At 72.0% G+C, this 12,460-nt stretch carries 12 protein-coding genes and 1 pseudogene; 8 read left to right on the top strand and 5 right to left on the bottom strand.

Annotation, left to right across the window (positions count from 1 at the left end; all coding sequences use genetic code 11):
• Positions 1 to 7 precede the first annotated feature (7 nt).
• The 8 genes and pseudogenes from rbsD to QE370_RS09680 all read left to right on the top strand — a co-directional run bounded on the left by rbsD (position 8) and on the right by QE370_RS09680 (position 7,404).
• The gene (rbsD, locus tag QE370_RS09715; RefSeq protein ID WP_289016765.1) at positions 8 to 412 is read left to right on the top strand and encodes a D-ribose pyranase; all 405 of its coding nucleotides are present in this window, start codon (positions 8 to 10) and stop codon (positions 410 to 412) included.
• 7 nt (positions 413 to 419) lie between these two features.
• A complete protein-coding gene (locus QE370_RS09710) occupies positions 420 to 1,910 on the top strand; it encodes a sugar ABC transporter ATP-binding protein (protein WP_309634228.1) in 1,491 nt (496 codons plus the stop codon).
• Entirely contained in the window at positions 1,907 to 2,938 is a 1,032-nt protein-coding gene (locus QE370_RS09705; RefSeq protein WP_309634227.1) for an ABC transporter permease, read from the top strand. The genes QE370_RS09710 and QE370_RS09705 overlap by 4 nt, the downstream gene beginning before the upstream one ends.
• Complete coding sequence (locus tag QE370_RS09700; protein ID WP_309634226.1) at positions 2,935 to 3,921, top strand: substrate-binding domain-containing protein; 987 nt, start codon at positions 2,935 to 2,937, stop codon at positions 3,919 to 3,921. Before QE370_RS09705 ends, QE370_RS09700 begins: the two co-directional genes overlap by 4 nt.
• 114 nt (positions 3,922 to 4,035) lie before the next feature.
• Positions 4,036 to 5,034: a deoxyribose-phosphate aldolase gene (gene deoC, locus QE370_RS09695; RefSeq protein ID WP_309634225.1), complete on the top strand. Its 999-nt coding sequence runs from the start codon at positions 4,036 to 4,038 to the stop codon at positions 5,032 to 5,034.
• A gap of 33 nt (positions 5,035 to 5,067) precedes the next feature.
• Positions 5,068 to 5,535, top strand: a pseudogene (locus QE370_RS09690) (aldehyde dehydrogenase family protein); the annotation flags it as partial.
• Between the two features lie 70 nt (positions 5,536 to 5,605).
• On the top strand, positions 5,606 to 6,517 hold the full coding sequence (locus QE370_RS09685) for an aldehyde dehydrogenase family protein (protein ID WP_309634224.1): 912 nt from the start codon (positions 5,606 to 5,608) through the stop codon (positions 6,515 to 6,517).
• Positions 6,517 to 7,404, top strand: a complete 888-nt coding sequence (locus QE370_RS09680; RefSeq protein WP_309635252.1) for an aldehyde dehydrogenase family protein — start codon at positions 6,517 to 6,519, stop codon at positions 7,402 to 7,404. The genes QE370_RS09685 and QE370_RS09680 overlap by 1 nt, the downstream gene beginning before the upstream one ends.
• A 270-nt stretch (positions 7,405 to 7,674) precedes the next feature.
• Here the strand turns inward: QE370_RS09680 and QE370_RS09675 are convergent, their stop codons facing one another.
• From QE370_RS09675 to QE370_RS09655, 5 genes are read right to left on the bottom strand one after another with little or no spacing between them, the layout of a single operon-like run.
• Complete coding sequence (locus tag QE370_RS09675) at positions 7,675 to 8,136, bottom strand: MaoC family dehydratase (RefSeq protein WP_253021938.1); 462 nt, start codon at positions 8,134 to 8,136, stop codon at positions 7,675 to 7,677.
• 21 nt (positions 8,137 to 8,157) lie between these two features.
• The gene (locus tag QE370_RS09670) at positions 8,158 to 9,447 is read right to left on the bottom strand and encodes a thymidine phosphorylase (protein WP_309634223.1); all 1,290 of its coding nucleotides are present in this window, start codon (positions 9,445 to 9,447) and stop codon (positions 8,158 to 8,160) included.
• A complete protein-coding gene (locus QE370_RS09665) occupies positions 9,444 to 10,661 on the bottom strand; it encodes a cytochrome P450 (RefSeq protein WP_253021943.1) in 1,218 nt (405 codons plus the stop codon). Before QE370_RS09665 ends, QE370_RS09670 begins: the two co-directional genes overlap by 4 nt.
• Entirely contained in the window at positions 10,658 to 11,134 is a 477-nt protein-coding gene (locus tag QE370_RS09660) for a cytidine deaminase (protein WP_308207017.1), read from the bottom strand. Before QE370_RS09660 ends, QE370_RS09665 begins: the two co-directional genes overlap by 4 nt.
• On the bottom strand, positions 11,134 to 12,396 hold the full coding sequence (locus QE370_RS09655) for an ABC transporter permease (protein ID WP_253021945.1): 1,263 nt from the start codon (positions 12,394 to 12,396) through the stop codon (positions 11,134 to 11,136). Before QE370_RS09655 ends, QE370_RS09660 begins: the two co-directional genes overlap by 1 nt.
• Positions 12,397 to 12,460 lie beyond the last annotated feature (64 nt).

The raw sequence follows: 12,460 nt of genomic DNA, 5'->3' as shown, positions 1-12,460 counted from the left end.
ACCACCCATGCGCAAGAACACCGCCACCCTGAACGGCCAGCTGTCGCGGGTCGTCTCCGAGACCGGGCACACCGACCTCGTCGTCGTCACCGACGCCGGCCTGCCGATCCCGCTCGGCGTCGAGCGCGTCGACCTCGCGGTCCGCCCGGGGCTGCCCGCGTTCCTCGACGTGCTCGACACCGTGCTCGACGAGCTGGTCGTCGAGGGCGCGACGATCTCCGAGGAGATCCGCGAGCACTCCCCCGACATGCTCGCCGCGCTGGAGGAGCGCTTCGCCGCGCTCGACGTGCCGATCACGCTCGTCCCGCACGTCGAGCTGAAGGCGCTCAGCCACGGCGCGCGGGCGGCGGTGCGCTCGGGCGAGTTCACCCCGTACGCCAACGTCGTGCTGCACGCCGGCGTGGCGTACTGAGGCCGCCATGCGCATCGAGCTGCACGACATCCACAAGCGCTTCGGCGAGACCGAGGTGCTGCGCGGCATCGACCTGACGGTCGAGGGCGGCGAGGTCCTCGCGCTCGTCGGCGAGAACGGCGCCGGCAAGTCGACGCTGACCCGCATCGTCTCCGGCGCGTACCGCCCCGACGCCGGCCGCATCGTGGTCGACGGCCAGGACGTCGCCTTCACCGGCCCGCAGGACGCGATGGGCCACGGCATCCAGGTGATCTACCAGGAGTTCAGGCAGAACATCTTCCCGAACCTCACGGTTGCCGAGAACCTCTTCACGCTCGACGAGCAGGCCGAGTTCGGTCGCGTCCTCGTCAGCAAGCGCCGCATGCGCGCCAAGGCCCGCGAGCTGCTCGACCTCATCGGGCTCGACGTCGACCCCGCCACCCCGGTCCACCGGCTCTCGGTCGCGCAGATGCAGATGCTCGAGATGGCCAAGACCGCCGGGCACGACGCGCGGCTGCTCATCCTCGACGAGCCCACGGCGGCGCTCGACGAGCAGGAGTCCGAGCGGCTGTTCGAGCAGATCGAGCGGCTGCGGGCCTCCGGCGTCGCGATCGTCTACATCAGCCACCGGCTGGAGGAGGTCTTCCGGCTCTCCCAGCGCGTGGTCGTGCTGCGCAACGGCTCCGTCGCGCTCGAGCGACCGACCGCCGAGCTCGACGAGCGCGAGGTGGTGACGGCCATGGTCGGACGCACCATCGAGGACTTCTACCCCAAGGAGACCCACACCCGCGACGACGTCGTCCTCTCGGTGCGCGGCCTCACAGGACCGGACTTCGCCGACGTCTCGTTCGACGTCCGCGCCGGCGAGGTGGTCGGCATCGGCGGCGTGTTCGGCTGCGGCAAGGGCAGCGTCCTGCGGGCCCTGTTCGGGCTGGTGCCGACCACGACGGCCTCGGTGGCCGTCGACGGCACGACGTACCGTCCGTCGGCGCCGCAGGCGGCCATCGACGCCGGGATCGGCTACGTGCCGCCGGACCGCCAGGCCGAGGGCCTGTGCCTGCAGCAGTCGGTGTCGGACAACATCTCGATGGCCAGCCTCTCGCGCTACAGCACCGGGCCGTACGTGCACCGCGGTCGCGAGCGCGCCGAGACGACCCGGATCATCGAGCAGCTCTCGATCCGCACGGCCTCGCCCTCGGCGCCGGTCGGCAGCCTGTCCGGCGGCAACCAGCAGAAGGCGCTCTTCGGCGGCTGGGTCCTGACCCACCCGAAGGTGCTGATGATGGAGGAGCCGACCCGCGGCGTCGACGTCGGCGCCAAGGCCGAGATCTACCGGATCATCAACGAGCAGGCCGCCGCCGGCGTCGCCGTCGTGCTCGTCTCCTCCGACCTCCCCGAGCTGGTCGCCATGTCCGACCGGCTCCTGGTGATGCGTCAGGGCCACGTCGTGGCCGAGCTCACCGACGACGACCTCACCGAGCAGAAGCTGCTCGAGCACGCATTGGAGAGTGCCGCATGAAGCCGATCATCACCGGGCTGACGTCCCTGAACCGCGAGCTGCGGGCGGTGTGGATGCTGCTCTTCGTCGGCCTCGTGCTGTTCATCGCCACGCCGTTGTTCCTCACCGGGGACAACCTGCTGAACGTGCTGCTCGCCGCGTCGGTCACGGCGCTGCTGGCAGCCGGGCAGACGTACGTCATCATCCTCGCCGAGATCGACCTGTCGGTCGGCGCGATCCTCGGCATCTCGGGCATCGTCACCGCCTTCACGCTGCAGGACCAGCCGCTCGTCGTCGGCCTGCTCGCCGGCTGGGGCGTGGGCGCCCTCGCCGGCCTCGTCAACGGCCTGCTGGTGACGAAGCTGCGCATGCCGTCGTTCATCGCGACGCTCGCGATGATGTCGGTGCTCTCGGGCCTCACGCTGCAGCTGAGCCAGGGCAACCCGGTCTCGATCGACGACGACGCGTTCCTCGCGATCGGCCAGGCGAGCCCGCTGGGCGTGCCGAACCCGGTGTGGATCATGCTCGCGGCGTTCGTCGTCTTCGGCCTCGTCCTGGCCAGGTCGCGCTACGGCCGCCACGTGTACGCCGTCGGCGACAACGAGGACGCGGCGCGCCTCGCCGGCATCGAGGTGCACCGCGTGAAGATCCTCGCGTTCGTCATCAGCGGCCTCCTGGCCTCGACGGCCGGGTTCATCCTGGCCGCACGCCTCGGCACCGCGCAGCCCACGGCCGGCACCGGCCTGGAGCTCGCCGCCATCGCCGCCGTCATCATCGGCGGCACCAGCCTCGCGGGCGGCCGCGGTGCGCTCGCCGGCACCCTCATCGGCGCGCTGCTGCTCGGCGTCATCGACAACGGTCTCAACCTGCTCGATGTCTCGCCGTTCCTGCAGGGCGTCGTCAAGGGTCTCGTGATCCTCGTGGCGATCTTCCTGGATCGCAACTCCGATCGTGTCCGGGCGCTGACGCGCCTGGTCCGTCCTCGACGGCCTGGCTCGGGCGCCGACGCGGACACCGCCTCACCCACCACCACTGGAGGAACCCCGTGAACACCTGGAAGAAGACGGCCGCCCTCACCGCGGCCCTGGCGATGACCACGACGCTCGGCGCCTGCGGACGCGGCGGCGACGCCGGCGGCGAGAAGGACGTCAAGGCGACCCTCGTCATCAGCACGCTCAACAACCCGTTCTTCGTCTCCGTCGTCGACGGCGCCAAGGAGGCCGCGAAGGACTCCGGCGTCGACCTCGACGTGCAGAACGCCAACAACAGCGACCAGACGGCGCTGAACGCGACGACGACCGCCCTGACCAAGAAGCCGTCGGTGCTCATCATCGACCCGGTCGGCAGCGAGTCCGGCGGCACGATGACGAAGGCCGCCAACAAGGCCGGCGTCCCCGTCGTCGCCTTCGACCGTGCGCCCGACAGCGGCGACCTCGACAGCTTCATCGGCTACGACGCCGTCCAGGCCGGCAAGGAGGCCGCGAAGTCGCTCGCCGAGTCGATCGGCGAGAAGGGCAAGGTCGTCGAGATCCAGGGCATCCTCGGCACGAACGTCGCGCAGGACCGCAGCAAGGGCTTCAACGAGGGCATCAAGGCCTACCCGGACATCGAGGTCGTCGCCCAGCAGGCCGCCGACTTCGACCGCGGCAAGGCGCTCGACGTCATGACCAACGTCCTGCAGGGCAACAGCGACATCGACGGCGTCTACGCCGCGAACGACGAGATGGCGCTCGGCGTCGTCGCGGCGCTCAAGGCACGCAACCTCGCGGGCCAGGTCAAGGTCGTCGGCAACGACGGCATCGGCGACGCCCTGAAGGCGATCGAGGCGGGCACGATGTACTCCACGCACGCCGAGTCGCCGTTCGTGCTCGGCAAGGAGGTGCTCGGCATCAGCCTCAAGGTCGCCGAGGGCGAGAAGGTCGAGAAGAACACCGTCCTGCAGGGCCGACTCGTCACCAAGGACCAGGTGGCAGACTTCTGTGAGTTCCTCACCGACGAGGGCGACACCGACACCTGCAAGGGCATCAGCTGACCGGCTGACCCGGGGCGGCGGGTCCGCGTCGGCACCGACGCGGCCCCGCCGCCCTGCTGCTCCGGCAGCACCACGACCCACCGTTCCACCCGCTCCACCGTCCGAAGGACAACCATGACTCCGTCGTCCCCCGCCACCGCCCCCGTTGCCGACGCCGCAGTCGACGCTGCCGCGATCCGCGCCGCCGTGGGCCTCGGCGGCACCGACAACACCGCGCTCCGCGCCTTCCTCGAGGGGCTGCCGGCCGTCGACCCCGTCGGCGTCGAGGCCCGCGCGGCCCAGCTCGCGACCCGCTCGATCAAGAAGGACAGCAAGCGCGCCCTCATCGACCTGGCGATCTCGATGGTCGACCTGACGACGCTCGAGGGCGCCGACACCCCCGGCAAGGTGCGCAACCTCTGCCGCAAGGCGGTCCAGCCCGACCGGGAGGTGGCGGGCACGCCGTCGACCGCGGCCGTCTGCGTCTACCCCGACATGGTGGCCGTCGCCGCCGAGGCCCTGGCCGGCACCGGCGTCAAGGTCGCGTCGGTGGCCACCGCGTTCCCCGCGGGTCGCTCGTCGCTCGAGGTCAAGCTCGCCGACACGCGCCTCGCCGTCGACGCCGGTGCCGACGAGGTCGACATGGTGATCGACCGCGGCGCGTTCCTCGCCGGCGACTACGCCACCGTGTTCGGACAGGTCGAGGCCGTGAAGGCGGCCTGCGGGGACGCCCGGCTCAAGGTGATCCTGGAGACCGGCGAGCTCGCCACCTACGACCACGTGCGCCGCGCGTCGTGGCTCGCGCTGCTGGCCGGAGGCGACTTCATCAAGACCTCCACCGGCAAGATCGCGCCGGCTGCCACGCTGCCCGTCACCCACGTGATGCTGCAGGCCGTGCGCGACCTCTTCGACCTCACCGGCGTGCAGCGCGCGGTGAAGCCCGCCGGCGGCATCCGCACCACGAAGGACGCCATCGCCTACCTCGTCGCCGTGCACGAGGTCGCCGGGCCGCAGTGGCTCGACCCGCACTGGTTCCGCTTCGGCGCCTCGGGCGTCGTCAACGACCTGCTGCTGCAGCGCCGCACCCAGACCCAGGGCCACTACAGCGGCCCCCGCTACGTCAGCGTCGACTGACCCCGTCGACCGACACCACCGAAGGACCCACCCATGGACCTCACCTACGCGCCGGCCCTGGAGTCGGCGGCGATCGCCGCGATCAAGCCCCGGTACCAGCTGTTCCTCGACGGTGCGTTCGTCGACGGCGGCGGCGACGACCTGACCTCCGTCAACCCGGCCACCGGCGAGACCCTCACCACCGTCAGCACCGCGTCCGCGGCCGACGTCGACCGGGCGGTCGCCGCAGCCCGCCGCGCCTACGACGGGCCCTGGTCCCGGATGGGCGGCGCCGAGCGCGGCAAGTACCTGTTCCGCATCGCCCGCGCGATCGCGGAGCGCTCCCGTGAGCTGGCCGTCGCCGAGACCCTCGACAACGGCAAGCCGATCCGCGAGACCCGCGACTTCGACGTGCCCACCGCGGCGCAGCACTTCTTCCACCACGCCGGCTGGGCCGACAAGCTCGGCCACCTCGGCCTCGGTCCCGCACCGCGCCCGCTCGGCGTGGCCGGTCAGGTCATCCCGTGGAACTTCCCGCTGCTCATGGCCGCCTGGAAGATCGCCCCCGCGCTGGCCGCCGGCAAACACCGTCGTGCTCAAGCCCGCGGAGACCACGCCGGTCACCGCGCTGATCCTCGCCGAGATCCTCGCCGACGCCGACCTGCCGCCCGGTGTGGTCAACATCCTCCCGGGAGCCGGCGACGTCGGCAGCGCCATCGTCAACCACGCCGGCGTCGACAAGGTCGCGTTCACCGGCTCCACGCCGGTGGGCAAGCGCATCCAGTCCGAGCTCGCGGGCACCGGCAAGAAGCTGACCCTCGAGCTCGGCGGCAAGGGCGCGAACATCGTGTTCGCCGACGCGGCGATCGACCAGGCCGTCGAGGGCGTCGTGTCGGGCATCTTCTTCAACCAGGGCCAGGTCTGCTGCGCCGGTTCACGCCTGCTCGTGCAGGAGTCGGTCGCCGAGGAGTTCCTCGAGAGGCTGAAGCGACGCGTGGAGACGCTGCGCGTCGGCGAGCCGCTCGACAAGAACACCGACGTCGGCGCCGTCAACTCCCAGATGCAGTACGACAAGATCACCGGGCTCGTCGAGGTCGGGGCCGAGGAGGGCGCCGGCGTCTGGACGAGCAGCTGCACGCTCCCGGAGAAGGGCTGGTTCGTCGCGCCCACGGTGTTCACCGACGCGACCGCGTCGATGCGGGTGGCCCGCGAGGAGATCTTCGGCCCCGTGCTCACCACCCTGACCTTCCGGACGCCCGAGGAGGCGCTCGCGAAGGCCAACAACACGCCCTACGGCCTGTCGGCCGGCGTGTGGACCGAGAAGGGGTCGCGCGCGATGGGCATGGCGGCGGGCCTGAAGGCCGGCGTCGTCTGGGACAACACCTTCAACAAGTTCGACCCGACCGCCTCCTTCGGCGGCTACGGCGAGTCCGGCTTCGGCCGCGAGGGCGGGACGGCCGGCATGGCCGCCTACCTCGACACCGACGACGAGGGAGCGCTCTGATGGCACGTCTGACGGTCGCGAAGACCTACAAGCTCTACCTCGGCGGCGCCTTCCCGCGCTCGGAGTCAGGTCGCACCTACCAGGTGCACGACACGAAGGGTTCGCTCATGGCCAACGCCGCGCTCGCCTCCCGCAAGGACGCTCGCAACGCCGTCGTCGCCGCCCGGTCGGGCCTGGCGAAGTGGGCCGGCGCCACCCCCTACAACCGCGGGCAGGTGCTGTACCGCGTGGCCGAGATGCTCGAGGCCCGCCGGGCCGACGTCGTCGAGCTCGTCGTGCAGAGCCGTGGCGTGAAGGTCGCCGAGGCGCGCGCCGAGGTCGACGCCGCCGTGGACCGGGTCGTGCACTACGCCGGCTGGACCGACAAGCTGTCGGCCGTCTTCGGTGGCGCGAACGCCGTCTCGGGCCCCTACTTCAGCTACTCCGCCCCGGAGCCGACGGGCGTCGTCGCGGTGGCTGCGTCGTCGGCGTCGCCGCTGCTGCCCCTGGTGAGCGCCGTGCTGCCGGTGCTGGCCGGCGGCAACACGGCGGTCGTCGTCGCGTCGCAGGCCGACCCGACGGTGGCGGTGACGTTCGCGGAGGTGCTGGCGACGAGCGACCTGCCCGCCGGCGTCGTCAACCTGCTCACCGGCGACCAGGCCGAGATCATGCCGTGGCTCGCCAGCCACGGCGACGTCAACGGCCTCGACCTCACCGGCGTCCCCGCCGACCAGCGCGTCGCCCTGGAGCGTGCGGCCGCCGACACGGTGAAGCGCGTCCACGCGCCTCGTCGCGAGCCCGACTTCACCGCCGCCCCCGGCACCGCCCGCCTCCGCGCCTTCCTCGAGACCAAGACCGTCTGGCACCCCGTCGGCGCCGTCTCCCTCGCCAGCGGCTCCGCCTACTGACCGTCCAGCGGTTTACCACGGTCCCGTGGTAAACGTCGTCCTCCCGAGGCAAGGTTGCCTGGGGAGGACGACGTCTGCACAGGGAAGTTCCTGCCGTCCGCGACGCACTGCAGCCTCGATGCGACCGAGGAGCTCAGACCCCGGCCGGGCGGCAGTCGCAGTGCCGCCTGAACCACGACCCACACCTCCCGAGGAGAACGTCGTCCTCCCGCGGGAAGTTCTCCTCGGGAGGACGACGTTCACCACGGTCCCGTGGTAAACCGCAGATCGTCAGGCGCCGGCGGCGATGAGGACGGTGACGGTCTCGGCGACGCAGGCGGGCTTGTCCTGGCCCTTGATCTCGATCTGGTGGCGGAGGGTGACCTGCTGGCCGCGGTCGGTGTCGTGCACGTCGACGACGCTCACGCGGTTGCGGATCTTCGAGCCGACGGTCACCGGGGTCATGAACCGCACCTTGTTGAGCCCGTAGTTGACCCGTGCCACGTCCCCCGCGAAGGCGTACACCTGGGCGCCGAGGAACGGGAGCATCGACAGGGTGAGGTAGCCGTGGGCGATGGTCGCGCCGAAGGGTCCCTCCGCCGCGCGCTCGGGGTCGACGTGGATCCACTGGCGGTCACCGGTCGCGTCGGCGAAGAGGTCGATCCGCTCCTGGGACACCTGCACCCACTCGCTCACCCCGAGCTCGGTCCCCACCGATTCGGCGACCTCCTGCCGGTCGTTCAGCACACGCATGCCCTCGACCCTAGGCCATCGTCACTCGACACGACCCAGCACGACGTCGCGCGGGACGAACGGACCCGAGCCGATCCCGGCGGCACCGTCGAGGGCCTCCAGCGCGCGCTCGAAACGCTCCGGCGTGTCGGTGTGCAGCGTCATCAGCGGTGCGCCGGCGCGCACCTCGTCGCCCGGCTTCGCGTGCAGCTCGACGCCTGCGCCCGCCTGCACGTCCTCACCGGGGCGCGACCGGCCGGCGCCGAGGCGCCAGGCGGCGATGCCGACGGCGAAGGCGTCCAACGACGTGAGCACGCCGTCGGCGTGCGCCGTCACGACGTGCGTCTCGCGGGCGGTCGGCAGCGGTGCGTCCGGGTCGCCGTCCTGCGCGGTGATCATCCGCCGCCAGGCGTCCATCGCGCGACCGTCGGCCAGCGCGTCGGCGGGGTCGACGTCGCCCCGACCGGCTGCGGAGAGCATCTCGCGGGCGAGCGCCAGCGTCAGCTCGACGACGTCCGACGGTCCGCCACCGGCCAGCACCTCGACCGACTCGCGCACCTCGAGGGCGTTGCCGGCGGTCAGGCCGAGGGGGGTCGACATGTCGGTCAGCAGCGCGACGGTCGTGACGCCTGCGTCGGTTCCGAGCGCGACCATGGTCTCGGCCAGCTCGCGGGCGCGCGGCTCGTCCTTCATGAACGCGCCCGACCCGACCTTCACGTCGAGCACGAGCGCACCCGTGCCCTCGGCGATCTTCTTGCTCATGATCGAGCTGGCGATGAGCGGGATCGCCTCCACGGTTCCCGTGACGTCGCGCAAGGCGTAGAGCTTCTTGTCGGCGGGCGCGAGACCCGAGCCGGCCGCGCAGATGACGGCGCCGACGTCGTCGAGCTGGGCCAGCATCTCCTCTTTGCTGAGGGCCGCGCGCCAGCCGGGGATCGACTCGAGCTTGTCGAGCGTCCCGCCCGTGTGCCCGAGCCCGCGGCCCGACAGCTGCGGCACTGCGACGCCGCAGGCCGCGACGAGGGGCGCGAGGGGCAGCGTGATCTTGTCGCCGACGCCGCCCGTCGAGTGCTTGTCGGCCGTGGGGCGGCTGAGGGAGGAGAAGTCCATCCGCTCGCCGCTCGCGATCATCGCGCCGGTCCAGCGGGAGATCTCGTCGCGGTCCATCCCGTTGAGCAGGATCGCCATGGCGAGCGCCGACATCTGCTCCGGCGCGACGACGCCGCGCGTGTAGGCGTCGACGACCCAGTCGATCTGGGCGTCGGTGAGCCGGTGGCGGTCGCGCTTGGCGGCGATCACCGCGGGCGCGTCGAAGGGTTCGTGCGTGGTCACAGGGTCACCTCGAGGGACTCGTAGCCGCGCAGCACCCACGTGGGGCGGCGCGGGGCGGCGCCGTGCAGCGCGATGGTCGGGAAGCGGTCGAGCAGCCGGCGCACGGTGATCTCGAGCTCCACGCGGGCGAGCGGTGCGCCCAGGCAGAAGTGCAGGCCCATGCCGAAGCCGACGTGCGGGTTCGGGTCGCGGCCGACGTCGAAGGTGTCGGCCGCATCGAACGCTGCGGGGTCGCGGTTGGCCGAGCCCATCAGGCAGGCGACGGTCTCGCCCGCGCGCACGGTGACGCCGGCGACGTCGACGTCCTTCGTCGCCGTGCGCTCGAACATCTGCAGCGGCGCGTCGAAGCGGATGAGCTCCTCGAGCGCGGTGGCCGCGCTGACCTCGCCGCTCGTCACCCGGGCCTGCTGGTCCGGGTGCGTGAGGAGGGCGTGCATGCCGTTGCCGAAGACGTTCACCGACGCCTCGTGGCCCGCGTTGAGCAGCAGCACGACGGTGGCCACGAGCTCGTCGTCGCTGAAGCCCCGGGCCGCGGCGCCGGAGCCCTCCTCGCGCTCGGCGATCAGGTCGCTGACGAGGTCCTCCCCCGGCTCCGTCCGCCGCAGCGCGACCACGTCGCGCACGTACGCCGCGAACTCGTCGCTCGCCTGCACCGCTGCCGCGCGGACGTCGTCGCCGACGCCCTGCTCGTACATGTGCACGATGGCCTGCGACCAGTCGCGCAGACGGACGTGGTCCTCGCGCGGCACGCCGAGCAGGTCGGCGATGACGAACACCGGCATCGGCTCGGCGTAGCGGGCGAGCAGGTCGACGGGACGACCCGCCCGCAGGTCGGGCTCGAGGTCGTCGAGCATGGCGTCGGCGAGGGTCTCGATGCGCGGCGCCATCCGCTCGACGTGGCCGCGCGCGAAGGCACCGGCCAGCAGCCGTCGCATGCGCGTGTGCTCCGGCGGCTCGTTCTCCATGAGCTGGTTGCGGTGCAGCGTGTTGAACGGCTCCATCTGCTCCGCCGGCTCCCAGTCGGTCCACAGCCGACCGAGGGCGCGGTTGCGCAGCACGGCGCTGACGGCGGCGTGGGTGGTGGCCACCCAGCGTCCCTCGCCGCTGCGCAGCATCGGCCCGGCGGCCCGCCACTGCGCCAGCAGCGGGTACGGGTCGTCGAGGAGCGCCGGGTCGGTCAGGTCGGGTGCGGGCAGGTCGAGCGCTGCGCTCACGCGGGGTTCTCCTGGTCGGGTGCGGCGGGACCGGTGGTGTCGGCGGCGGCGTCGAGGTCGCTGCTGTCGAAGGCGTCCGGCAGCACCTGGTCCATCGTGACGACGCCACGGGCGGTGAGCAGCTCCATGGTCGGCCCGCCGTTCTCCCAGAGGAGCTGCCGGCACCGGCCGCACGGCATGAGCGGACGGCCCTCGCCGTCGACGCACGCGACGGCACGCAGACGTCCGCCGCCGGTGGCGTGCAGGGCCGAGACCATGCCGCACTCCGCGCAGAGCGCGACGCCGTACGCCGCGTTCTCGACGTTGCAGCCGAGCACGACGCGACCGTCGTCGACCAGCCCCGCCACGCCGACCTTGTACTGCGAGTACGGCGCGTAGGCGCGCTGCATCACCTCGGTGGCGTACCGGGTGAGCGCGTCCCAGTCGACGGGGTCGTCGGCGGTGCTGATGCCGAGTCCGAACGAGCCGGCCACTAGCCCGCACTCCCCTTCCGGTACGGCTTGCCGTCCGCGGCCGGCATCCGCAGGCGCTGCGAGAACAGCGCGAGCACCAGCAGCGTGGTCAGGTAGGGCGTCATGCCGGTGAGGTCCTCCGGCACCGAGCTGGTGAGGAAGTACCAGAGCGCGACGACGACGCCCAGCAGCGCGGCGACGAGCGCCGAGCGGCGGCCGTGCTGACGCCACTGCCAGATCGCGAGGGCGACGAGCCCGACGGCCACGAGCAGCAGCAGGCCGTGGATCGTGTCGCCACCGCCACGCAGGCGCAGCGTGTCGGTGTAGCCGAACAGGCCGGCACCGGCCAGCAGCCCGCCGGGGCGCCAGTTGCCGAAGATCATGGCGGCCAGGCCGATGTAGCCTCGCCCGCCGGTCTGCCCGTCGCGGAACCCGTTGGCCGCGACCAGCGCCAGGAACCCGCCGGCGAGGCCGGCGAAGGCGCCGGACGTGACGACGGCGACGAACTTGTAGCGGATCACGTCGATGCCGAGCGACTCGGCGGCCGCCGGGCTCTCACCGACCGACCGCAGGCGCAGGCCGAACCGGGTGCGCCACAGGACGTACCAGGTGAGCGCGAACAGGGCCAGCGAGATCAGCGTCAGGACGCTGAGGTTCGAGACGAGCGCACGCAGGAGCGCGGCCGCGTCGGAGACGAGGAACCAGTTCCTCGCCTCGAGGTCGCCGAGCGGGTCGGCGAGCGCGCTGATCGTGATCGCCGGCAGGTCGTCGACCCGCGGCGACTGCGTCTGCCCACCTCCGGGGACGCCCGTGAACGCCAGCACGGCCAGGTACTGGACGGCGCCGAGGGAGATGATGTTGATCGCGACGCCGGAGACGATGTGGTCGACGCCGAAGAGGACGGTCGCGATCGCGTGCAGCAGGCCGCCCGCGGCACCCAGCAGGATCGCGCCGAGCACGCCCTGCCACGGTCCGTAGAAGTAGCCGAAGTAGCCGGCACCGAACGTGCCGAGGATCATCATGCCCTCGAGGCCGATGTTGACGACGCCCGCGCGCTCGGCCCAGAGGCCGCCCAGACCGGCCAGGCCGATGGGCACGGCGGCGACCAGCGTCGCGCGTAGGGTGCCCGACGACGCGAGGTCGTCGGCGCCGGTGACGACGCGCAGGACCGCCAGGAGGACGAGCAGCCCGGCCAGGCCGAGCAGCACCTTGGCGAACGAGACGCGGGAGCGGCCCGCGGGGGCGGTCGGCGTGCCGCCGACGGGAGGGGTGGCCACGCTCATCGCCGCACCTCCGTGAGGAAAGCACGGTACGGAGGTGCCGCGATGAGGTGTTCGTGGTTCCCTC

This window comes from Aeromicrobium sp. SORGH_AS_0981 (assembly GCF_031453195.1).
Taxonomy (GTDB): domain Bacteria; phylum Actinomycetota; class Actinomycetes; order Propionibacteriales; family Nocardioidaceae; genus Aeromicrobium.
The sequence above is the reverse complement of the archived record's forward strand: the minus strand, read 5'-3'. Positions and strand labels throughout refer to the sequence as shown.